The sequence below is a fragment of the Microbacterium sp. genome (assembly GCF_031178525.1).
Lineage (GTDB): Bacteria > Actinomycetota > Actinomycetes > Actinomycetales > Microbacteriaceae > Microbacterium.
In genome coordinates this window covers 21,509-41,824 of record NZ_JAPSJA010000004.1, presented here as the reverse complement: position 1 = coordinate 41,824, position 20,316 = coordinate 21,509, and the positions used below count along the sequence as shown (strand labels likewise).

Annotated in this window: 18 protein-coding genes and 1 pseudogene; 2 read left to right on the top strand and 17 right to left on the bottom strand. The window is 71.1% G+C overall.

Annotated elements, in window-relative coordinates; translation table 11 throughout:
- The 14 genes and pseudogenes from RIF89_RS00890 to RIF89_RS00825 form a co-directional block, all read right to left on the bottom strand.
- Nucleotides 1-860 (bottom strand): annotated as a pseudogene (locus RIF89_RS00890) (primosomal protein N'); the annotation flags it as partial.
- A gap of 26 nt (nt 861-886) precedes the next feature.
- The gene (gene metK / locus RIF89_RS00885) at nt 887-2,074 is read right to left on the bottom strand and encodes a methionine adenosyltransferase (RefSeq protein WP_309067303.1); all 1,188 of its coding nucleotides are present in this window, start codon (nt 2,072-2,074) and stop codon (nt 887-889) included.
- An 84-nt stretch (nt 2,075-2,158) separates the two neighbouring features.
- Nucleotides 2,159-2,413 (bottom strand): DNA-directed RNA polymerase subunit omega, encoded by a 255-nt coding sequence (rpoZ, locus tag RIF89_RS00880; RefSeq protein WP_055988299.1) that lies wholly within the window; start codon nt 2,411-2,413, stop codon nt 2,159-2,161.
- A 24-nt stretch (nt 2,414-2,437) separates the two neighbouring features.
- The gene (gene gmk / locus RIF89_RS00875; protein ID WP_309067302.1) at nt 2,438-3,376 is read right to left on the bottom strand and encodes a guanylate kinase; all 939 of its coding nucleotides are present in this window, start codon (nt 3,374-3,376) and stop codon (nt 2,438-2,440) included.
- On the bottom strand, nt 3,369-4,247 hold the full coding sequence (gene pyrF, locus RIF89_RS00870) for an orotidine-5'-phosphate decarboxylase (protein WP_309067301.1): 879 nt from the start codon (nt 4,245-4,247) through the stop codon (nt 3,369-3,371). The genes gmk and pyrF overlap by 8 nt, the downstream gene beginning before the upstream one ends.
- A complete protein-coding gene (carB, locus tag RIF89_RS00865; protein ID WP_309067300.1) occupies nt 4,244-7,552 on the bottom strand; it encodes a carbamoyl-phosphate synthase large subunit in 3,309 nt (1,102 codons plus the stop codon). The genes pyrF and carB overlap by 4 nt, the downstream gene beginning before the upstream one ends.
- Nucleotides 7,545-8,717 (bottom strand): glutamine-hydrolyzing carbamoyl-phosphate synthase small subunit, encoded by a 1,173-nt coding sequence (gene carA, locus RIF89_RS00860; protein WP_309067299.1) that lies wholly within the window; start codon nt 8,715-8,717, stop codon nt 7,545-7,547. Before carA ends, carB begins: the two co-directional genes overlap by 8 nt.
- A complete protein-coding gene (locus RIF89_RS00855) occupies nt 8,714-9,232 on the bottom strand; it encodes a hypothetical protein (RefSeq protein WP_309067298.1) in 519 nt (172 codons plus the stop codon). The genes carA and RIF89_RS00855 overlap by 4 nt, the downstream gene beginning before the upstream one ends.
- The gene (locus tag RIF89_RS00850) at nt 9,229-10,560 is read right to left on the bottom strand and encodes a dihydroorotase (protein ID WP_309067297.1); all 1,332 of its coding nucleotides are present in this window, start codon (nt 10,558-10,560) and stop codon (nt 9,229-9,231) included. Before RIF89_RS00850 ends, RIF89_RS00855 begins: the two co-directional genes overlap by 4 nt.
- Nucleotides 10,557-11,531 carry an aspartate carbamoyltransferase catalytic subunit gene (locus RIF89_RS00845; protein ID WP_309067296.1) on the bottom strand — a complete coding sequence of 325 codons (975 nt, stop codon included), beginning with the start codon at nt 11,529-11,531 and terminating at the stop codon, nt 10,557-10,559. Before RIF89_RS00845 ends, RIF89_RS00850 begins: the two co-directional genes overlap by 4 nt.
- Nucleotides 11,528-12,070: a bifunctional pyr operon transcriptional regulator/uracil phosphoribosyltransferase PyrR gene (pyrR, locus tag RIF89_RS00840; protein WP_309067295.1), complete on the bottom strand. Its 543-nt coding sequence runs from the start codon at nt 12,068-12,070 to the stop codon at nt 11,528-11,530. The genes RIF89_RS00845 and pyrR overlap by 4 nt, the downstream gene beginning before the upstream one ends.
- A gap of 82 nt (nt 12,071-12,152) precedes the next feature.
- Nucleotides 12,153-12,563, bottom strand: coding sequence for a transcription antitermination factor NusB (gene nusB / locus RIF89_RS00835; RefSeq protein ID WP_309067294.1), 411 nt, complete (start codon nt 12,561-12,563; stop codon nt 12,153-12,155).
- Nucleotides 12,564-12,567: 4 nt separating this feature from the next.
- The gene (gene efp, locus RIF89_RS00830) at nt 12,568-13,128 is read right to left on the bottom strand and encodes an elongation factor P (RefSeq protein WP_309067293.1); all 561 of its coding nucleotides are present in this window, start codon (nt 13,126-13,128) and stop codon (nt 12,568-12,570) included.
- 84 nt (nt 13,129-13,212) lie between these two features.
- A complete protein-coding gene (locus RIF89_RS00825) occupies nt 13,213-15,024 on the bottom strand; it encodes a TIM barrel protein (protein WP_309067292.1) in 1,812 nt (603 codons plus the stop codon).
- 145 nt (nt 15,025-15,169) lie between these two features.
- On the opposite strand from RIF89_RS00825, the gene RIF89_RS00820 reads away from it, so the two are divergent.
- Together RIF89_RS00820 and RIF89_RS00815 are read left to right on the top strand one after the other, a co-directional pair.
- Nucleotides 15,170-16,045, top strand: a complete 876-nt coding sequence (locus tag RIF89_RS00820) for a shikimate dehydrogenase (protein WP_309067291.1) — start codon at nt 15,170-15,172, stop codon at nt 16,043-16,045.
- A gap of 15 nt (nt 16,046-16,060) precedes the next feature.
- On the top strand, nt 16,061-17,380 hold the full coding sequence (locus RIF89_RS00815) for an MFS transporter (protein WP_309067290.1): 1,320 nt from the start codon (nt 16,061-16,063) through the stop codon (nt 17,378-17,380).
- Between the two features lie 51 nt (nt 17,381-17,431).
- On the opposite strand, the gene aroB is transcribed toward RIF89_RS00815, so the two are convergent.
- The 3 genes from aroB to aroC are packed head-to-tail and all read right to left on the bottom strand — an operon-like array spanning nt 17,432 to nt 20,314.
- Entirely contained in the window at nt 17,432-18,541 is a 1,110-nt protein-coding gene (gene aroB / locus RIF89_RS00810) for a 3-dehydroquinate synthase (RefSeq protein ID WP_309067289.1), read from the bottom strand.
- The gene (locus RIF89_RS00805; protein ID WP_309067288.1) at nt 18,538-19,107 is read right to left on the bottom strand and encodes a shikimate kinase; all 570 of its coding nucleotides are present in this window, start codon (nt 19,105-19,107) and stop codon (nt 18,538-18,540) included. The genes aroB and RIF89_RS00805 overlap by 4 nt, the downstream gene beginning before the upstream one ends.
- Entirely contained in the window at nt 19,091-20,314 is a 1,224-nt protein-coding gene (gene aroC / locus RIF89_RS00800) for a chorismate synthase (protein ID WP_309067287.1), read from the bottom strand. The genes RIF89_RS00805 and aroC overlap by 17 nt, the downstream gene beginning before the upstream one ends.
- Between the last annotated feature and the right edge of the window lie 2 nt (nt 20,315-20,316).

Sequence of the window (20,316 nt, the reverse complement as noted above, 5' to 3'; positions counted from 1 at the left end):
CGGACGAGCGCGGCGTCGCGTGCGTGCACGTAGGGGGCGAGCGGCTCCTCGAAGAGCGGGTCGCCGTCGTCCCACATCGCGATGAGCCCCGGGCGGCTCACCGGCGAGTACACGGCGGAGCGGTTGCCGATCACGACGCAGGGAGCGTCCTCGAGGGTCCGGAGGAACCCCCGGTACCGCTCGGGCCCGGTCTGCTGGGCGTCGTGGCGCACGATCGCCTCGCCCGGCAGCACCTCGACCAGCGCCGCGTGCAGCAGATCGAGGTCGCGGTGATCCGGCACGGCGAGCACCGCGGAGCGCCCGCCTGCCAGGACCACCGTGGCCGCCGCCGCCAGCAGGGCCGTCCACGCCGGGCGGGACCCCTCCAGCCGCGCGGGCGCGTCGACCGCGATCCGCCCGCCTGCCGCGATTCGGTCTGCGAGACCGGGGAACGCATTCAGCACGGCATGCGCCGTGGTGACCGCCTCGTCGGTGACGGCCGGAGCGGGCCGCCTCTCCCCCGCGAGCCACTGCTTCTCGACCCGCACCTGCCGCTTCGGGATCGCCAGGCGCAGGATGTCGATCGCCGACCCCGCGGCCCGGTCCGCCACCCTGCGCGCGAGCATGTAGAGGCGCTGTGGCAGCACCTCGGCCGCCGATACGACCGACTCCAGCTCGGACAGCGGGCGATCGCCGTCGGCCTCGTCGGCCAGTTCGACGATGTAGCCCTCCACGACGCGTCCGGCGGTGCGCAGGGGGGCCTTGATCCGGACGCCCGGCACGGCGTCCCGGTCGAGGTCGGCGGGGATGACGTAGTCGAACAGCCTGTCGAGCTGCGGCAGCGGCGAGTCGATCAGCACGCGCGCGATACGGCGCGACACCACGGCTCCCTCGGGATCCGGGTGGGTCAGAGACCCGCGGCGCGTCGCAGGTCGTCGACGCGCGTGGTCTGCTCCCACGTGAAGTCGGGCAGCTCGCGACCGAAGTGCCCGTACGCGGCGGTCTGGGCGTAGATCGGTCGCTTGAGCTCGAGCTGCTCGATGATCGCCGCCGGGCGCAGATCGAACACCGAGCGGATGGCGTCGACGATCACGTCGTCGGAGACGACGCCCGTGCCGAACGATTCGACGTAGAGACCGACGGGGTTCGCCTTGCCGATCGCGTATGCGACCTGCACCTCGAGGCGGTCGGCGAGACCGGCCGCGACGGCGTTCTTCGCGACCCACCGCATGGCGTACGCGGCCGAGCGGTCGACCTTCGACGGGTCCTTACCGCTGAAGGCGCCGCCGCCATGGCGGGCGGCGCCGCCGTAGGTGTCGATGATGATCTTGCGGCCCGTGAGGCCCGCGTCACCCTTGGGGCCACCCGTCACGAAGGGCCCGGCGGGGTTGATGTAGAGCTTGACGCCGTCGGCCTCGAGGCCGGTCTGCTCGAGCACGGGGCGGATCACGCGCGCCTCCACCTCGGCGCGGATCTCCTCCTGCGTCATCTTGGGGTGGTGCTGCGTCGAGACGACGACCGCGTCGACCGTCTTCGGCGTGAAGCCCTCGTAGCCGAGCGTGACCTGGGTCTTGCCGTCGGGGCGCAGGAACGGCATCTCGCCGTTGCGACGCACCTCGGTCAGTCGCTCGGCGAGCCGGTGGGCGGTCCACGCCGCCATGGGCATCAGCTGGGGGGTCTCGTTGGCAGCGAAGCCGAACATGATGCCCTGGTCGCCCGCGCCCAGCTCGTCGTAGTGGTCGGACGAGCCCTCGCGCGTCTCGAGCGCGGTGTCGACGCCGGCCGCGATGTCGCCGGACTGCTCGCCCACCGACACGCTCACGCCGCACGAGTCGCCGTCGAAGCCCATGTCGCTCGACGTGTAGCCGATGCGGTTGATGACACCGCGCACGATCGCCGGGATCTCGACGTACGCATCCGTGCGGATCTCACCGGCGACGTGCACCAGGCCGGTCGTGACGAGGGTCTCGACCGCCACGCGGCTCTCGGCATCGCTCGCGAGGAGGCCGTCGAGGATGCTGTCGGAGATCTGGTCGCAGATCTTGTCGGGGTGTCCCTCGGTGACCGACTCGGACGTGAAAAGGCGAAGGCTCATGCTGCTCCTGGTCGACGATCGGGCTCAGACGAGAAGGTGGTCGCCACCCATGATGGGGGCGACCACCGACATCGTGCGAGACGCTTACTCTGCGTGACGCAGGCGCAGCTTGTCCTGGTGGATCTCGTGCAGCGCGATCGTGAGCGGCTTGTCCTCGACGGAGGAGTCGACGAGGGGGCCGACGTTGTCGAACAGGTTCCCCTCGTGGAGGTCCGTGTAGTAGTCGTTGATCTGGCGCGCGCGCTTGGCGCCGTAGATGACCAGCTGGTACTTCGAGTCGACCTTGTCGAGCAGCTCGTCGATGGGCGGGTCGATGATGCCCTTGTTCTCCGTGGTCACGTGGATCCTCCTGTCGGTCGCGCGCTAAGAGCGCGCGGAAGCATCTGACAATTCTACGACCTGCCGCGCAGCGGTGGCGACGTCCTCGTTCACGATGTGGAAGTCGAACTCGTTCTGCGCCGCGAGCTCCACGCGCGCGGTGCGCAGGCGACGGGCCCGCTCCTCGTCGTCCTCGGTGCCGCGGCCGACGAGCCGGTGCACGAGCTCGTCCCAGCTCGGCGGAAGCAGGAACACGAGCGAAGCCCGCGGATCCGCCGCACGCACCTGGCGGGCGCCCTGCAGATCGATCTCGAGCAGCACCGTGCGGCCGTCGAGCAGCGCGGCCTCGATCGGCCCGCGGGGCGTGCCGTAGCGATGCCGGTTGTGCACGACGGCGTACTCGAGCAGCTCGCCCTCCGCGATCATCCGGTCGAACTCGGCATCGTCCACGAAGTAGTAGTGCACGCCGTCGATCTCGCCCGGTCGCGGCGGACGCGTGGTCGCCGAGACCGACACCAGGATCTCCGGGTGCTCCTCGCGGATGCGGGCGGACACCGTGCCCTTGCCGACCGCGGTGGGCCCGGCGAGCACGAGCAGCCGGCTGCGGCCCGGGCGCGGCCGGGGCTCCGGCATGCGTCGATCGAGCCACGCCTGCAGCGCGGTGCGCTGGCGCGTGCCGAGGCCGCCGAGGCGTTTGACGGGCGAGATCCCGAGCTCCGCGAGGATGCGGTCGCGCTTGCCCTCGCCGATCGCGGGCAGCGACGTCAGGAAGTCGGGAACGCGCAGGGTGCCCGCGGGCGACGACGGATCGGCGACCGCGCGCCGCAGCACCTCCTGCGGCGTCACGACCCGCGTGCTGAGGTCGCGCTTGAGCGACGCCCGCGCGCGCCGCGCCGCCACGGCACGGCGCGATGCGGCAGCGCGGTCGACCTCCGGGGGCCGCGTCGCGCTGCCGCGCGCGTGGTTCTCCGCGGTGTCAGACATGCGCCCCCTCCTCGGTGACGGACGGATAGGCCGCCGCCGCGGCGGCGATCGCGTCGGCGATGCCGTCGGGCCCGGCGGACAGGATGCTGCGGCTCTCGCTCGCCACGACAGCGGGCGCCATCGCACCGTACACGGCACGCAGCTGCTCGGCGCGGGCCCCCTGATGCCCGAAGCCCGGCGCGAGGATCGGAGCCGGCGGCGCGAACGCCTCGAGCCCCGCCTCCGCCCAGTCGACCGTCGCGCCGATCACGAACCCCAGGCTTCCCCACTCGCCGTCGCGCACCGCAGCGGCGTTGCGGTCGGAGACCTCGGCGATCACGGCAGCCGAGACGGTGCGCGCCTGGGCAGTGGTCGCACGCTGCAGCGTCGTCGCCTCGGGGTTGCTCGTCGCCGCCAGCACGAACGCGCCCTTGCCGTGAGCGATCGCGTGATCGAACGTGCCCGACAGCGCGCCGACGCCCAGGTACGGGCTCACCGTCAGCGCATCCGCCTCGAGCGGGGCACCGGGTGTGAGCCAGGCCGCGGCGTACGCGTCCATCGTCGAGCCGATGTCGCCCCGCTTGGCGTCCGCGATCGTCAGCACGTCGGCGGCGCGCGCGGCCGCGAGGACGTCCTCGAGTGCCGCGAGCCCCGCCGATCCGTGACGCTCGAAGAACGACACCTGCGGCTTGACGAAGCCCGCGCGTCCGGCAGCGGCCTCCACGACGCGCAATCCGAACTCGCGCACGCCGGCCGCATCCGTCGGCAGACCCCACGCCGCGAGCAGCGGCTCGTGCGGGTCGATGCCGACGCACAGGTGCCCGCGCCGCGCGATGGCGACGCGGGCCCGTTCACCGAACGAGGCCCGCGTCGCGGTGCCGGATGAGGTCATCGAGCCCCCACCGCGACAGCGCTGCGCTGTGCGCGCTCGGTCGCGTACTCCTGCAGGCTCTTGACGCGGAAGCCGTCCGCCATCGTGTCCATCGCGCTCACGGCCGCGCCGAGCGTGGCGATCGTGGTGAACAGCGCCTTGTCGCCGCCCACCGCCGCCGCGCGGATCTCGTAGCCGTCCGCGCGCGCGGACATTCCGCTCGGGGTGTTGACGATCATGTCGACGCGACCGGCGTTGATCAGGTCGACGATGTTCTCCTCGCCCGAGGCCTGGGTCGCGCTGTACTTGCCCACGACCTCGGCCCGGATGCCGTTGCGCAGCAGGATCTCGGCCGTGCCCTCGGTCGCGAGGATCGAGAACCCGAGCTGCTGCAGGCGATGCGCGGGGAGCAGCACGTCGCGCTTGTCGGCGTCGGCCACCGAGATGAACACCGTGCCGCTGAGCGGGATGCCGCCGTACGCCGCGGACTGGCTCTTGGCGAACGCGGTCGGGAAGTCGCGGTCGATGCCCATGACCTCGCCGGTGGAGCGCATCTCGGGGCCGAGGACCGAGTCCACGATCTCCCCCTCGCGCGTGCGGAACCGCTTGAACGGCAGCACCGCCTCCTTGACCGACACCGGCGAATCGAGCGGGACGCGCGATCCGTCCACCTGCGGCAGCAGCCCCTCGGAGCGCAGGGCGTCGATCGTCTCGCCCGCCATGATGCGCGATGCGGCCTTGGCCAGCGGGATGCCGAGCGCCTTCGACACGAACGGGACCGTGCGGCTCGCGCGCGGGTTCGCCTCGATCACGTACAGCACACCGGCGCTGATGGCGAACTGCACGTTGAGCAGTCCGCGCACGCCCACCCCCTGGGCGATCGCCAGGGTCGCCTCGCGCACGCGGTCGATCTCCGTGCGGCCGAGCGACATGGGCGGCAGCGCGCAGCTCGAGTCGCCGGAGTGGATGCCGGCCTCCTCGAGGTGCTCCATGATGCCGCCGATGTACAGCTCGTGGCCGTCGTACAGCGCGTCGACGTCGATCTCCACGGCGTCGTCGAGGAAGCGGTCCACGAGCAGCGGCGCGCCCTCGCCGATGATCGCGTGCTCCGCGATCCGCGCGAAGTAGTCGCGCAGGCTCGGGGTGTCGTAGACGATCTCCATGCCGCGGCCGCCGAGCACGAAGCTCGGGCGCACGAGCACGGGGTAGCCGATCTCCTCCGCGATCCGGACGGCCTCTGCCTCGTCGGTCGCGGTGCCGTTGCGGGGCGCCACGAGGCCGCCGCGCTCGAGGATCTCGCCGAACAGCTTGCGGTCCTCCGCGAGGTCGATCGCGGCGGGGCTCGTGCCGAGGATCCGGTAGCCGGCCTCCTCGATGCCCTTCGCGAGACCGAGCGGCGTCTGCCCGCCGAGCTGGCAGACCACGCCGTGGATCTCGCCCGAGAGCGACTCGGCGTGCAGCACCTCGAGCACGTCCTCGAGCGTGAGCGGCTCGAAGTAGAGGCGGTCGGAGGTGTCGTAGTCGGTCGACACCGTCTCGGGGTTGCAGTTGACCATGACGGTCTCGTAGCCCGCGGCGGACAGCGCGAACGACGCGTGCACGCACGAGTAGTCGAACTCCACGCCCTGGCCGATGCGGTTGGGGCCGGAGCCGATGATCACGACCTTCCGGCGGTCGGACGGCGTCACCTCGGTCTCGAAGTCGTAGCTCGAGTAGTGGTACGGCGTGAGCGCGGGGAACTCGCCCGCGCAGGTGTCGACAGTCTTGTACACGGGACGCAGCCCCAGGCCGTGACGGACCTCGCGAGCCTCGGTCTCGGCGATGCCGCGCAGCTGTGCGATCTGCGCATCCGAGAAGCCGTGCTCCTTCGCCAGCCGCAGGACCGACGCGTCCAGCTCGGCGGCGGTCGCGACGACGTCGGCCACCTCGTTGATCAGGACGATCTGGTCGAGGAACCACGGGTCGATCGCCGTCGCCTCGAATGCCTCCGCGACCGTCGCGCCCTTGCGCAGCGCCTGCTGCACGAGCACGAGGCGGCCGTCGGTGGGCGTGCGGGCCTCGAGCAGCAGCTCCTCGGTCGACCGCGGCTCGTCGCCCCAGTGGAAGCTCGAGCCGCGCTTCTCGACCGAGCGCAGGGCCTTCTGCAGCGCGGTCGCGTAGTTGCGGCCGATCGCCATGGCCTCGCCGACCGACTTCATGGTCGTGGTGAGGGTCGGGTCGGCGGCCGGGAACTTCTCGAACGCGAAGCGCGGCACCTTCACGACCACGTAGTCGAGCGTGGGCTCGAACGACGCGGGCGTGACCTTGGTGATGTCGTTCGGCACCTCGTCGAGGTGGTACCCCAGCGCGAGCTTGGCGGCGAGCTTGGCGATCGGGAAGCCCGTCGCCTTGGACGCGAGCGCCGACGAACGCGACACGCGCGGGTTCATCTCGATCACGATGATGCGGCCGTTCTCGGGGTTGACTGCGAACTGGATGTTGCAGCCGCCGGTGTCCACACCCACGGCGCGGATGATGTCGATGCCGATGTCGCGGAGCTTCTGGTACTCGCGGTCCGTGAGCGTGAGCGCCGGCGCCACGGTGATCGAGTCACCCGTGTGCACGCCGACGGGGTCGACGTTCTCGATCGAGCACACGACCACCGTGTTGTCGGCCGTGTCGCGCATCAGCTCGAGCTCGTACTCCTTCCAGCCGAGGATCGACTCCTCGAGGAGCACCTCGGTCGTGGTCGACTCGCGCAGGCCAGCACCGGCGATGCGACGCAGGTCGGTCTCGTCGTAGGCGAAGCCCGATCCCAGGCCGCCCATCGTGAACGAGGGACGCACCACGAGCGGATAGCCGAGCTCCTCGGCGCCTGCGAGCACCTCGTCCATGGTGTGCGCGATCACGCTGCGCGCGACCTCGGCGCCCGCCTCGATCACGAGCTCCTTGAAGACCTGACGGTCCTCGCCCTTGCGGATCGCGTCCACCTTCGCGCCGATGAGCTCGACGTCGTACTTCTCGAGGATGCCGCGCTCGTGCAGCGCCATGGCCGCGTTCAGCGCGGTCTGACCGCCGAGGGTCGGCAGGATCGCGTCGGGCTTCTCCTTCGCGATGATCGACTCGATCACCTCGGGGGTGATGGGCTCGATGTACGTCGCGTCGGCGAACTCCGGATCGGTCATGATCGTGGCCGGGTTCGAGTTCACCAGGATGACGCGGACGCCCTCCTCTCGCAGCACCCGGCACGCCTGGGTGCCGGAGTAGTCGAACTCGACGGCCTGACCGATGACGATCGGACCCGATCCGATGACGAGAACGGACTGGATGTCGTCGCGCTTAGGCATTCGCGTCCTTCTTGGCGTGCTTGCTGGCAAGGTGCTCCACGACCATGTCGCGGAAGCGGTCGAACAGGTAGTTGGCGTCGTTGGGACCGCCGGCGGCCTCCGGGTGGTACTGCACCGAGAAGGCGGGGATGTCGAGCGCGCGCAGGCCCTCCACGACGTCGTCGTTGAGGCCCACGTGGCTGACCTCGACGCGGCCGTAGCCGGCGGGGCTGTCGAACGCGCCCACGAGCGGCGCGTCGACCGCGAAGCCGTGGTTGTGCGCCGTGATCTCGACGCGGCCCGTGACCTTGTCCTTCACGGGCTGGTTGATGCCGCGGTGACCGAACGGCAGCTTGTAGGTGCCCAGGCCGAGCGCGCGGCCGAGCAGCTGGTTGCCGAAGCAGATGCCGAAGAACGGCAGCTGCTCGTCCAGGATGCCGCGCAGCAGCTGCACGTGGTCCTCCGAGGCCGCGGGGTCGCCAGGGCCGTTGGAGTAGAACGCCGCGACCGGGTCGATCGCGAGCAGCTGCTCCTTCGTCACGCTCTGCGGCAGCACGTGCACCTCGAAGCCGCGGCGCGCGAGATTGTCGACGGTCGCCTGCTTGATGCCGAGGTCGATGACCGCCAGGTTGCCGATCTTCTCGCCCACGGCGGGGGTGACCGCGGCGACCTCGACCGACACCTGATCCGACAGGTTCTGTCCGGACATCTGCGGGGCCTCGGTCACGAGTCGCAGCTGCTCGTCGTCCGCGATCTGCGCCGCGTCGCCCGAGAAGATGCCGCCGCGCATGCTGCCCGCCGAGCGGATGTGCCGCGTGATCGCGCGGGTGTCGATCCCGCTGATGCCGACGATGCCGTCGCGCTCGAGCGCGTCGTCGAGCGACTCCTCGGCGCGCCAGCTCGAGACGACGCGCGAGGGGTCCCGCACGATGTAGCCGGCGACCCAGACGCGGCGCGACTCGGGGTCTTCCGTGTTGACGCCCGTGTTGCCGATGTGCGGCGCGGTCTGCAGGACGATCTGACCGGCGTAGGACGGGTCGGTCAGGGTCTCCTGATAGCCGGTCATGCCGGTCGTGAAGACGACCTCGCCGAGGGTCGTGCCGCGCGCGCCGTAGGCGTGCCCGGGGTAGCGCGTGCCGTCCTCGAGGACGAGCACGGCCGGCTGGCGGTCGAGGAGCGATGTCATCGCTGTGCTCCCATCTGGGTGGAGTCGGAGTCGGAATCCGTGCGGAGGCGCTGGACCTCGGACACCAGGGCGTCCGGGTCCGCATTCTGCAGCCGCACATAGCTGTCGCAGATCGTGCCGTCGTCGGCCGTCCAGGCCAGCAGCACGAGGCCGTCGTATTCGACGACGCGGTCGATCGTCCACGTCGCGCGACCCGCGTCCCGCAGGCGCGGCGCGTCGAGGAAGACGGTGGGCTCGCCGGGCATGTCGAGCGCGACGCCGGCGTCGGTCACGGTCACCGTCACGCGCGAGCGGAAGGCGAGGTGCTTCACGTTCAGGCGGTCGAGCGGCTCGTCGTGACGCGTGGTCGCGACGTAGAGGCCCGTGAAGGTGGCGCGCACCGCACCGCGGCGCTCGGCGACCGGAGCGGTGACGCGGGCGTCGCGCCTGGCTCGTCGTCGCCATCCCCACACCATGAGCGCGAGGGCGATGACGGCGATCGCGACGAAGATCAGCGAGGCGGCTTCGTGGCTCATGCCGACGTGCTCCGCTCGCTCGCACGCACCGTCTCGGGATCGACGACCTCGCCGCCGGCGAGGGTCGGGTAACCGCGGTGGATCGTCCACATCACCCGACCGGGCAGCTCGCGCCCGACGTACGGCGAGTTGAGGCTGCGCCCGCGCAGGTCGGACGTGCCGAACGCTCCCCCGGTCGCGGGATCGTAGAGCGCGAGCTCGGCGGGCTGCCCCGCCGCGAGCGGCGTGCCGTGGCCGGCCAGGCGCCCGATCCGCGCGGGTGCCTTCGACAGCACACGCGCCACACCCGCCCAATCCAGCAGGCCCGTGGAGACCATCGCCTGGTGCACGACGCGCAGCGCGCTCTCGAGCCCGACCATGCCGTTGGCCGCAGCCTGCCACTCGCAGGCCTTCGCCTCGGCGGGGTGCGGGGCGTGATCCGTCGCGACGATGTCGATCGTGCCGTCGGCCAGCCCCTCGCGCACCGCCTGAACGTCCTCGGCCGTGCGCAGCGGCGGGTTCACCTTGAAGCGCGCGTCGTAGTCGCGCACGAGCTCGTCCGTCAGCAGCAGGTGGTGCGGCGTGACCTCGGCGGTGACGTCGATGCCGCGCTTCTTCGCCCATCGGATGATGTCGACGGACCCGGCCGTGGAGAGGTGACAGACGTGCAGGCGCGAGCCCACGTGCTCTGCGAGCAGCACGTCGCGCGCGATGATCGACTCCTCCGCGACGGCGGGCCAGCCCGCGAGGCCGAGCTCGGCCGACACGACGCCCTCGTTCATCTGGGCGCCCTCGGTGAGGCGCGGATCCTGCGCATGCTGCGCCACGACCCCGTCGAAGGCCTTCACGTACTCGAGCGCCCGGCGCATGATCAGCGGATCCCACACGCAGAAGCCGTCGTCGCTGAACACGCGGACGCGGGCGCGCGAGTCGGCCATCGCCCCGAGCTCGGCGAGGCGCTCGCCCTTCTGACCCACGGTGACGGCGCCGATCGGCTGCACGGTCGCGTAGCCTGCCGCCTCGCCCAGCGCGAGCTCCTGCTCGACGACGCCGGCCGTGTCGGCGACCGGGGAGGTGTTCGGCATCGCGAACACGGCCGTGAACCCGCCGGCCGCCGCCGCGCGGGTTCCGGTGAGGATCGTCTCGCTCGCCTCGTAGCCCGGCTCGCGCAGGTGCGTGTGCAGGTCGACGAGGCCCGGCAGAGCGACGAGTCCGTCCGCGTCGATGCGCGTGGCGCCGTTGCGTGAGAGGCCGGATCCGACCTCCGTGATGCGGCCGTCCTCGATCAGCAGATCGGCGCGGTCGCCGCCCTCGATCGATGCTCCGGTGATGAGAAGGACACTGCTCATCGTTCCTCCTCACTCTGGGTCTTCGCGTCCGTCCGCTCCCCCGCCAGCAGCAGGTAGAGCACCGCCATCCGCACGGAGACACCCGCCTTGACCTGCTCGAGCACCGTCGAACGCGGCGAGTCGGCGGCTTCTGCGGAGATCTCCAGGCCCCGGTTCATCGGCCCGGGGTGCATCACAATGCTACCGGCTGGCAGGCTGTCCAAGCGCCGTGCGTCGAGCCCCCAGCGGCGGGAATACTCCCGCTCAGAGGGGAAATATGCCGCATTCATGCGTTCGAGCTGGATGCGCAGCATCATGAGCGCGTCCGGCTGCGCCGCGATCGCCTCGTCGAGGTCGTAGCGCACGGTCACGGGCCAGTTCGAGATGTCCTGCGGCAGCAGCGTCGGCGGCGCCACGAGCGTGACATCCGCGCCCAGCGTGTGCAGCAGCCACACGTTCGAACGCGCGACCCGCGAGTGCAGGATGTCTCCCACGATCGCGACGCGGTAGCCCGCGAGATCTCTGCCGCGGCTGTCCGCGCCGTCGCGGCGCTTGCGCATCGTGAAAGCGTCGAGCAGCGCCTGCGTGGGGTGCTCGTGCGTGCCGTCGCCGGCGTTCACGACGCCCGCGTCGATCCATCCGCTCGTCGCGAGCGTGCGTGGCGCGCCGGACGCACCGTGTCGGATCACGACAGCGTCCGCGCCCATCGCCTGCAGCGTCTGGGCGGTGTCCTGCAGGCTCTCGCCCTTGGAGACGCTCGAGCCCTTGGCCGCGAAGTTGATGACATCGGCGGACAGGCGCTTGGCCGCCGCCTCGAACGAGATGCGCGTGCGCGTGGAGTCCTCGAAGAACAGGTTCACGACGGTCTTGCCGCGCAGCGTTGGCAGCTTCTTGACCTCGCGCGACTGCGTGTCGGCCATGTCCTCTGCGATGTCGAGGATCCGGATCGCGTCCTCACGCGACAGCGTGTGCGTGTCGAGCAGGTGCCTCATGCGTCGCCGCCCTCGATCGAGACCTCGTCGGCTCCGCCGTCGACCTCGGTCACGCGCACGTTGACGCGCTCGGTGCGGGAGGACGGCAGGTTCTTGCCGACGAAGTCGGGTCGGATCGGCAGCTCGCGGTGCCCCCGGTCGACGAGGATCGCGAGGCGCACTGCCGCGGGACGACCGATGTCGTTCAGGGCGTCGAGCGCGGCGCGGATGCTGCGGCCCGAGAAGAGCACGTCGTCGACCAGCACCACGACCTTGCCGTCGATGCCGCACGCGGGGATCTGCGTGGGCCGCGGCGTGCGGGTCGGGTGCTTCGCGAGGTCGTCGCGGTACATCGTGACGTCCAGCGAACCGGTCGGCACGGCCTGACCCGCGAAGCGCTCGATCAGGGCGGAGAGCCGCTGCGCGAGCGTCACGCCGCGCGTCGGGATCCCCAGCAGGATCAGTCCGTCCGACCCCTTGTTGGACTCGAGGATCTCGTGTGCGATCCGAGTCAGGGCCCTGGCGATGTCGGCGTCATTCAGCACGGCACGCGTGCTCATCCGCCTCTCCCTTCTCCGCCTCACAGGACGGTGTTAAAGGTGCAGGTCGTGATCAGTCTAGTTCAGCGGAAGCCGGGCTCGCTCAGCTCGAGCGGGCGATACGGGCCAGGACGCCGTGGACGAACGCGCCGGAGTCGTCGGTCGAGAACTCCTTGGCGAGCTCCACCGCCTCGTCGATCGCCACCGCCGTCGGCACGTCGGGGTTGTGCAGGATCTCCCACGTCGCGATGCGCAGCAGGGCCCGATCGACCGCGGGCATGCGGTCGATCTTCCAGTCGCGACTGTGGGTCGTGATCTGCTCGTCGATCTCCGCGGCCGCGTCGATCACGCCGTCGACGATCTCGCGCGCGTAGAGCCAGGACGCCTGACGCGCGGGCTCGGAGGCGGCGCGCTTGGCCTCTGCGGCCAGCGCGACGGCGATGTCGTCCCCTCGCACGTCGGCGGAGAACAGGATGTCGAGGGCGCGCTTGCGCGCCTTGGTGCGGGCGCTCACGCGCTCACTTCTCGCGGCCGAGGTACTCGCCCGTGCGGGTGTCGACCTTGACGCGCGTGCCCGTCTCGAGGAACAGCGGCACCTGGATCTCGGCGCCGGTCTCGACCGTGGCGGGCTTGGTGCCGGCCGACGAGCGATCGCCCTGCAGACCCGGCTCGGTGTACGTGATCTCGAGGATGACCGAGGCGGGCAGGTCGACGTACAGCGGCGTGCCGTCGTGCAGCGCGATTGTCACCTCCTGGTTCTCGAGCAGGAACTTCGACGCGTCGCCGACCGTCGCGGCGGCGACGTTGATCTGGTCGTAGTCCTTCGCGTCCATGAACACGAAGTTGTCGCCGTCGTTGTAGAGGTAGGTGTAGTCGCGGCGGTCCACGTTCTGGATGTCGACCTTGGCACCCGCGTTGAACGTCCTGTCGACGACCTTGCCGGTCACGACGTTCTTGAGCTTCGTGCGGACGAACGCGCCGCCCTTGCCGGGCTTGACGTGCTGGAACTCCACGACGCTCCAGAGCTGCCCGTCGATGCTGAGCACGACGCCGTTCTTGATGTCTGCGGTGGATGCCATGAGTGTGGAGTTTCCGTTCGTCCTGAGGGATGCGGCCGGATGCGACCGAAAGCCGATTCTACCGGGTCGCTCCTGCGCGGCCCGTCAGCGGCCGCCGGGGTCCTGCGCCGCAAGACGCACGGGGGCGTTCATGGCGCCGAAGCCGTCGTAGCCCTCGCGCCGCTCGACGAACTCCCAGAACACGCGACCGGGAGCCGACGCGTAGAAGTGCAGGTACTCGCCCGTCGCGTCGCGGTCGTACAGCAGATCGAGAGCGCGCAGCTCAGCGAGAAGGTCTCCCGGCAGACCGAAGCGCGCCGTGAGGTCGTCGTAGTAGTTGTCGGGGATCGGCAGGATGTCCAGGCCGCGCGCGCGCCCCTCCCGCGCGAGCGCGACGACGTCGCTGCAGCGGAAGGCGACGTGCTGCGAGAGCCCGGCGCCCGGTCCGCGCTCGGCGACGATCGGCGGCGACACGTTGAGCGGCATCCGGATCGCCCGGTCCGGTGTCTGCAGCACCCGCGACTGCACGAGGCCGCGCGGGCTCGCGACATCCGTGCCGCCGGCGGTCTCGAGCGACAGCACCGAGCGATAGAACAGGACGCTCTCGTCGATCACCTGCCACGGCTGCGTCAGGCTGACGTGGTCGATGCCGCTGACCGGCCCGCCACCGCGTCTCTCGCCGTCGACGAACTCCGACACCCAGGCGGGCTCGCCCTCCGATGCGGCGTACCAGTACACCTCGGACCCGTCGGGCGCCGTGACGGCGACCAGCGCCTCCTCGGTGGCGTGCGTGCGCCGATACGCGAAGGGCGTGCGCAGCTCGCGCGCCCTTGCCGTCTGCGCGTCCGTGTCGGCGACTGCGAAGCCCACCGCGGCGATGTGCGGCTGCAGGTCGCGCGCGTGCTGCTCGTTCAGGATCACGCGGGCCTCGCCAGAGCTCCACAGCGTCACGGGCTTCGTGCGATGACGACCCCGGCGCGAGAATCCCGCCGCCTGCAGCAGGGCCTCAATGTGCGACGTGTCCTCGGCCTTGATCTCGACGAAGTCGAACCCGCGCGGAGCCGCCGCGGGGGTGAGCCGGGAGAGGTCGGTGCGGTGCGGCGGATCGCCCGCGAGCGCGTCCTCCAGCCAGCGCAGCGAGCGACGCGCGTGCACGGCTGTCTGGCGTGCCTCGGTCTGCCGGAAGGTGTCGTTGAACACCTCCAGCGAGATCGGCCCGCTGTAGCCCGCGCGCAGCACGTGGCCGACGAACGCGTGCAGGTCGAAATCGCCCTCGCCGGGGAACAGGCGGTGGTGCCGGCTCCACGACAGCACGTCCATCTCGAGCGCCGGCGCGTCCGCGAGCTGGAGGAAGAAGATCCGCTCCCCGGGGATGTCCTCGATCGCGGCGGGATCGTGCCCGCGCGAGAGCACGTGGAACGAGTCGAGGCACACGCCGACCGCGGGGTGGTCGGCGAGCTGGACGATGCGCCAGGCGCGCCGGTAGTCGTCGACGAAGCGCCCCCAGGCCAGGGCCTCGTACGCGATGCGCACGTCGTAGCGCTGTGCGAGGTCGCCGAGCCGGCGCAGCTGGCCTGCGCTCACCTCGTCGTCGTCGATCGTGGCTGTCGCGACGTTGCTGCAGCACAGCACGAGATCCATGCCCAGGCGCTTCATGAGCGCGAACTTCGCCTCGGCGCGACGCAGCACGTCGGCGAAGACCTCCTCGCTCACGCCCTCGGCGTCGCGCAGCGGCTGGTACAGATCGAGCGAGAGCCCGAGACGCGCCGCGAGCGCGCGGATCTCCTCCGGACTCTCGGGAGCGGCGACGAGGTCGGGCTCGAAGATCTCGACGCCGTCGAACCCCGCGGCGGCGCACGCGTGCAGCTTCTGGGCCAGCGTGCCGCTCAGGCACACGGTCGCGATCGACGTCTTCATCCGCGAAAATGTACCACGCGGTTCATTGCCGCGTTCTGCCGCGTGCCACGGACGTTGACATCACCCGGCCGGCGTGATTCACTCCGTACGTACCGGATAGTACAGACACGGCGCTCACGGCTGAGCGCTCAGCGAAGGAGCTCGAGTGGACAGCGCGCACGCGTACCTCGTCGGTCTGGTGGGTTCAGGGGTCACCCCGTCGCTCACGCCGCCGATGCACATGGCGGAGGCGGCGGCGCTCGGCATCCCGTATGTCTATCGCCCCATCGACCTCACCACGCTCGATCTGGGCGCCGACCGGATCGGCGATGTCCTCACGTGGGCGGAGCGACTCGGCTTCGACGCCCTGAACATCACGCACCCGTGCAAACAGGCCGTGATGCCCCACCTGGATGAGATCGACCCCGTGGCGCAGGCGCTCGGCGCCGTCAACACGGTGCTGCTCGGCCCCGAGGGCCGACGCGGGTGGAACACGGACACCACGGGCTTCGAGCGCGCGTTCACCGCGGGCATGCCCGACGCCCCTCGCGGCGACGTCGTGCAGCTGGGCGCCGGCGGCGCGGGCGTCGCCGTGGCCGACGCCCTCGCCCGGCTCGGCACCGCCCGCCTCACGATCGTCGACCTCGATGCCGCGCGCGCCGATGCGCTGGCTCGCGATCTGCGCGAGCGCCGCGGGACGGACGCCGTCGCCGCAGGGCCCTCGCAGCTCGCGGAGCTGCTCGCGGGCGCCGACGGCGTCGTGCACTGCACCCCGACGGGCATGGCCGAGCACCCCGGCATGCCCTTCGACGCCGCGCTGCTGCGACCAGACCTGTGGGTCGCCGACATCGTCTACCGGCCGCTCGTGACCGAGCTGCTCGCCGCCGCGCGCGCGGCCGGCTGCCCCACCCTCGACGGCGGCCGCATGGCCGTCGGCCAGGCCGTCGACGCGTTCGAACTGATCACGGGCACCCGACCCGATTCCGACCGCATGAACCGCCACTTCCACGATCTCGTGCGCCCGCGCGAGATCCTCGTCTGAATGGAGCACAACCCGATGACCGACACCGCAACGACGCGGAAGACACCCGTGAGGGCGGCCGTTGCCAGCTTCATGGGCAGCGCCGTCGAGTACTACGACTTCTTCGTGTTCGGATCCGCCGCGGCCCTGATCTTCCCGCACGTGTTCTTCCCGTCCGCGGACAACGCGGCGCTCGTGATGTCGTTTGCGACGTTCGCCTTCGCCTACGTCGCCCGCCCCGTGGGCGCGATCTTCCTCGGGCACTTCGGGGACCGGATCGGGCGGCAGAAGGTGCTCCTGTTCACGCTGGTGCTGATGGGCGTGTCCACGTTCATCATCGGATGCCTGCCGAGCTTCGAGCAGGTCGGGTGGCTGGCGCCCGCCCTGCTCGTGCTGTGCCGCCTGATGCAGGGCCTGTCGGCCGCCGGCGAGCAGGCCGGCGCATCGTCGCTCACGCTCGAGCACACACCGGACGACCGGCGCGCGTTCTTCACGTCCTGGACGCTGACCGGGACGCAGGGCGGGCAGATCCTCGCGGCGCTGATCTTCATCCCGGTCGTCGCGCTGCCCGACGACATCAAGTACTCGTGGGGCTGGCGCGTCCCGTTCTGGCTCAGTGCGATCGTCGTGATCGTGGCCTACATCATCCGCCGCTCGCTGCACGAGACACCGGCGTTCGAGGATGCCAAGGCCCGGGGCCAGATCGCGCGACTGCCTCTCGTGCCGCTGGTGCGCGACCACTGGCGCGATGTCCTGCGCGTCGTGCTGTGTGCCACGATCGCGGCGGTCTCGACCGTGTTCGGCAACCTCGCGCTCGCGTACGGCAAGGAGGTCGGTCTCGCCGAGAGCCTCACGCTGTGGCTCGTGGTGGTGGCGAACATCGTCGCCCTCGGCACGCAGCCGCTCTTCGGCCGGCTGGCCGACCGCATCGGCCGAAAGCCGGTGTACGTGTACGGCGCCCTGGCGTCCGCCGCGCTCATGCCGTTCTACATGCTGTCCATGAGCAGCGGCGCCACGCTGCTGATCTTCACCCTGGCGATCCTGACGTTCTCGTTCGGGTACGCGGCGGCCAACGCCGTATGGCCCTCGTTCTACGGGGAGATGTTCTCGACGCGCGTGCGGTTCTCCGGCATGGCGATCGGCACGCAGCTCGGCTTCCTGATGGCCGGCTTCGCGCCGACGATCGTGACCGCGCTCGGTGGCGTCGCGGACGGCGGGTGGGTCGTCATCAGCGTGTTCACCGCCGTGGTGGCGATCGTGGCCGCGGTCAGCGCGCTCACCGCGCGCGAGACGCGCGACGTGCCGACCGAGCAGCTCGGCCACCGTGCCGATGCGAAGGTGCTGGCCGGCGCCTGACCGCAGAGATGAAGACGCCCGGCGAGCAACTCGCCGGGCGTCTTCGCGTCGTCAGCGACCGGTGCGGATGATCCGTCCCTCGTCCTCGGCGCCGATCTCCTGGTACGCCGCGAACAGCAGCGACTCGTCCGGCGCCTGCAGCACAGTGGGCTTGGCGAGGTCATCGAGCACGATGAAGCGCAGCATGTCGCCCCGGCTCTTCTTGTCGCGCTTCATCGTCGCCAGCAGCGTCGCCCACGCGCCCGCGCGGTAGGTGGTCGGCAGCCCGAGCATCTCGAGCACGCGGCGGTGGCGGTCGACGGCATCGTCCGAAAGCCGTCCGGCCAGCCGCGACAGCTCGGCCGCGTACATCATCCCCACCGAGACGGCGGCGCCGTGGCGCCAGCGGTACCGCTCGGCGTGCTCGATCGCGTGCCCGAGCGTGTGGCCGTAATTCAGGATCTCCCGCTCCCCCGCCTCTCGGAAGTCGGCGCTGACGACATCCGCCTTCATCCGGATCGCCAGCTCGACGCAGCGACGGAACTCGGGCGAGGTGACGTCGACGACCCGCGCCGGGTCCGCCTCGATCAGATCGAGGATCTCGGTGTAGCGGATGAATCCCGCCTTCACGACCTCCGCGAAGCCCGCGAGCACCTCGTTCTCGGACAGCGTCGCGAGCAGGTCGAGGTCGCAGATCACCGCCCGGGGCGCCCAGAAGGCGCCGACGAGGTTCTTCCCCTCGGCGGTGTTGACCCCCGTCTTGCCGCCGACGGCCGCATCCACCATGCCGAGCACCGTCGTCGGCACCTGCACGATCTCGACGCCGCGCAGCCAGGTGGCCGCGACGAAGCCGGCGAGGTCCGTCACCGCGCCGCCGCCGAAGCCCACGACCGCGTCCGTGCGCGTGAAGTCCGCCTGCCCCATGATCTGCCAGCAGAATGCGGCGACCTCGATGCGCTTGCCCGCCTCGGCGTCCGGGATCTCGGCGAGCAGCACCTCGCGCCCGCCGTCCGCGAGCAGCCGCTCCCGCAGCTCGGCCGCCTGTGCCGCCAGCGTCGGCGGGTGCACGACGAGTACCTTGCGGGCCGCGGGCGGGAGCGCGGCCGAGACGTCGGCGAGCAGCCCGTGCCCGATCGTGATGTCGTACTCGGTGCCGACAGGGATCACCGTCGTGTCACTCATCTGGAGCCCTCCTCGGCGCTCTGTCCCACCCAGTCCGCGATGCGGGCGACGACGCCCGAGATGGGCCCCGTCGACGTGTCGATCTCGAGGCCCGCGACCTCCTCGTACAGCGGCCGGCGCTCGTCGAAGATCCGTCGCCACTCCGCGACGGGGTCGGCCCCCTCGAGCAGCGGGCGGTTCGCCCCCGCGATACGCCCACGCACCGCAGGGAGCGCCACGGTCAGGAACACCACCCGGTGCTCCCGGAGGTCTTCTCGCGTCCGCGCATCGAGCACCGCGCCGCCGCCCAGGGAGACGACGCCGCCGGCGGCGAGGGCCTCGACGACCGCGCGGCGCTCGAGCTCGCGGAACGTCTGCTCGCCGCGCGTACGGAACAGCTCGGGGATCGGACCGTGCTCGCGCACGACGATCGCGTCCGTGTCGCGGAATGTCGCGGCGAGGGCCTTGGCGAGCTTGCGTCCGATGCTGGTCTTGCCTGCACCCATCGGCCCGACGAGCACCACGGCCTTCTCGCCTCCGCGTCCCGGCGGCGCGGCGGCGGGCTGCACGTCAGAGGGCGAGGTCATGCGCGAGCGTCGCGGGATCCGAGGACGTCCGCAGCTCGTCGGCGATCCCTTCCCGGTATGCCTCGAGGTTGCGGCGCGTCTCGCGCACCGAGTCGCCGCCGAACTTCTCGAGCACGACGTCCGCGAGCGTGATGGCGACCATCGCCTCGGCGACCACGCCGGCGGCGGGCACGGCGCACACATCGGAGCGCTGGTGATGCGCGGCGGCGGTCTCCCCCGTGGCGACGTCGACCGTGCGCAGGGCGTGGGGCACGGTCGCGATGGGCTTCATTCCCGCCCGCACGCGCAGCACGGTGCCGGTGGACATGCCGCCCTCGGTGCCGCCCGCACGGTCGGTGCCGCGCGCGATGCCGTCCGGCGTGACGTACAGCTCGTCGTGCGCGGCGGACCCGCGGCGACGCGTCGTCTCGAAGCCGTCGCCGACCTCGACGCCCTTGATGGCCTGGATGCTCATGAGCGCCTGTGCGAGCTTGCCGTCGAGCCGACGGTCCCAGTGCACGTGAGAGCCGAGCCCCGGCGGCAGCCCGTAGGCGAGCACCTCGACGATGCCGCCGACCGTGTCGCCCGCCTTGCGCGTGTCGTCGACCTCGGCGACCATCCGCTCCGACGTCGCCGCGTGGAAGCAGCGCAGCGGATCCGCGTCCAGCGCGGCGACATCGCCGGGGGTCGGCAGCGGGGCGTCGTCCGGCACACGGACGGGACCGATCGACAGCGTGTGGCTCACGAGCCCGATGCCGAGCTGCGCGAGGAAGGCGCGCGCGACGGCACCCAGAGCGACGCGTGCGGCCGTCTCACGGGCGCTCGCGCGCTCCAGGATCGGACGGGCCTCGTCGAAGTCGTACTTCTGCATGCCGACCAGATCGGCGTGACCGGGACGCGGGCGGGTGAGGGGCGCACCGCGGCCCCGCGACTTCTCGGTCAGCTCGACAGGCGCGGCGCTCATGACCTCGGTCCACTTCGGCCACTCGGTGTTGCCGATGCGCAGCGCGATCGGGCTGCCCAGCGTGAGCCCGTGACGCACGCCGCCCGAGATCGTGAGCTCGTCCTGCTCGAACTTCATGCGCGATCCGCGTCCATAGCCGAGCTTGCGGCGCTGGAGGTCCGCCTGGATGTCCTCGGCGAGAAGGGGCACGCCGGAGGGCAGGCCCTCCATCACGGCGATGAGTTCGGGGCCGTGCGATTCGCCGGCCGTGAGCACGCGGAGCATGC

Bases quoted from the DNA above. Each gene is read 5' to 3' on its own strand.
- efp (WP_309067293.1), bottom strand. From the start codon at position 13,128: ATGGCATCCACCGCAGACATCAAGAACGGCGTCGTGCTCAGCATCGAC.
- aroC (WP_309067287.1), bottom strand. From the start codon at position 20,314: ATGCTCCGCGTGCTCACGGCCGGCGAATCGCACGGCCCCGAACTCATC.
- pyrF (WP_309067301.1), bottom strand. From the start codon at position 4,247: ATGACCTCATCCGGCACCGCGACGCGGGCCTCGTTCGGTGAACGGGCC.
- RIF89_RS00815 (WP_309067290.1), top strand. From the start codon at position 16,061: ATGACCGACACCGCAACGACGCGGAAGACACCCGTGAGGGCGGCCGTT.
- RIF89_RS00845 (WP_309067296.1), bottom strand. From the start codon at position 11,531: ATGAGGCACCTGCTCGACACGCACACGCTGTCGCGTGAGGACGCGATC.
- aroB (WP_309067289.1), bottom strand. From the start codon at position 18,541: ATGAGTGACACGACGGTGATCCCTGTCGGCACCGAGTACGACATCACG.
- RIF89_RS00825 (WP_309067292.1), bottom strand. From the start codon at position 15,024: ATGAAGACGTCGATCGCGACCGTGTGCCTGAGCGGCACGCTGGCCCAG.
- carB (WP_309067300.1), bottom strand. From the start codon at position 7,552: ATGCCTAAGCGCGACGACATCCAGTCCGTTCTCGTCATCGGATCGGGT.
- carA (WP_309067299.1), bottom strand. From the start codon at position 8,717: ATGACATCGCTCCTCGACCGCCAGCCGGCCGTGCTCGTCCTCGAGGAC.
- pyrR (WP_309067295.1), bottom strand. From the start codon at position 12,070: ATGAGCACGCGTGCCGTGCTGAATGACGCCGACATCGCCAGGGCCCTG.
- RIF89_RS00805 (WP_309067288.1), bottom strand. From the start codon at position 19,107: ATGACCTCGCCCTCTGACGTGCAGCCCGCCGCCGCGCCGCCGGGACGC.
- metK (WP_309067303.1), bottom strand. From the start codon at position 2,074: ATGAGCCTTCGCCTTTTCACGTCCGAGTCGGTCACCGAGGGACACCCC.
- RIF89_RS00850 (WP_309067297.1), bottom strand. From the start codon at position 10,560: ATGAGCAGTGTCCTTCTCATCACCGGAGCATCGATCGAGGGCGGCGAC.
- gmk (WP_309067302.1), bottom strand. From the start codon at position 3,376: ATGTCTGACACCGCGGAGAACCACGCGCGCGGCAGCGCGACGCGGCCC.
- RIF89_RS00855 (WP_309067298.1), bottom strand. From the start codon at position 9,232: ATGAGCCACGAAGCCGCCTCGCTGATCTTCGTCGCGATCGCCGTCATC.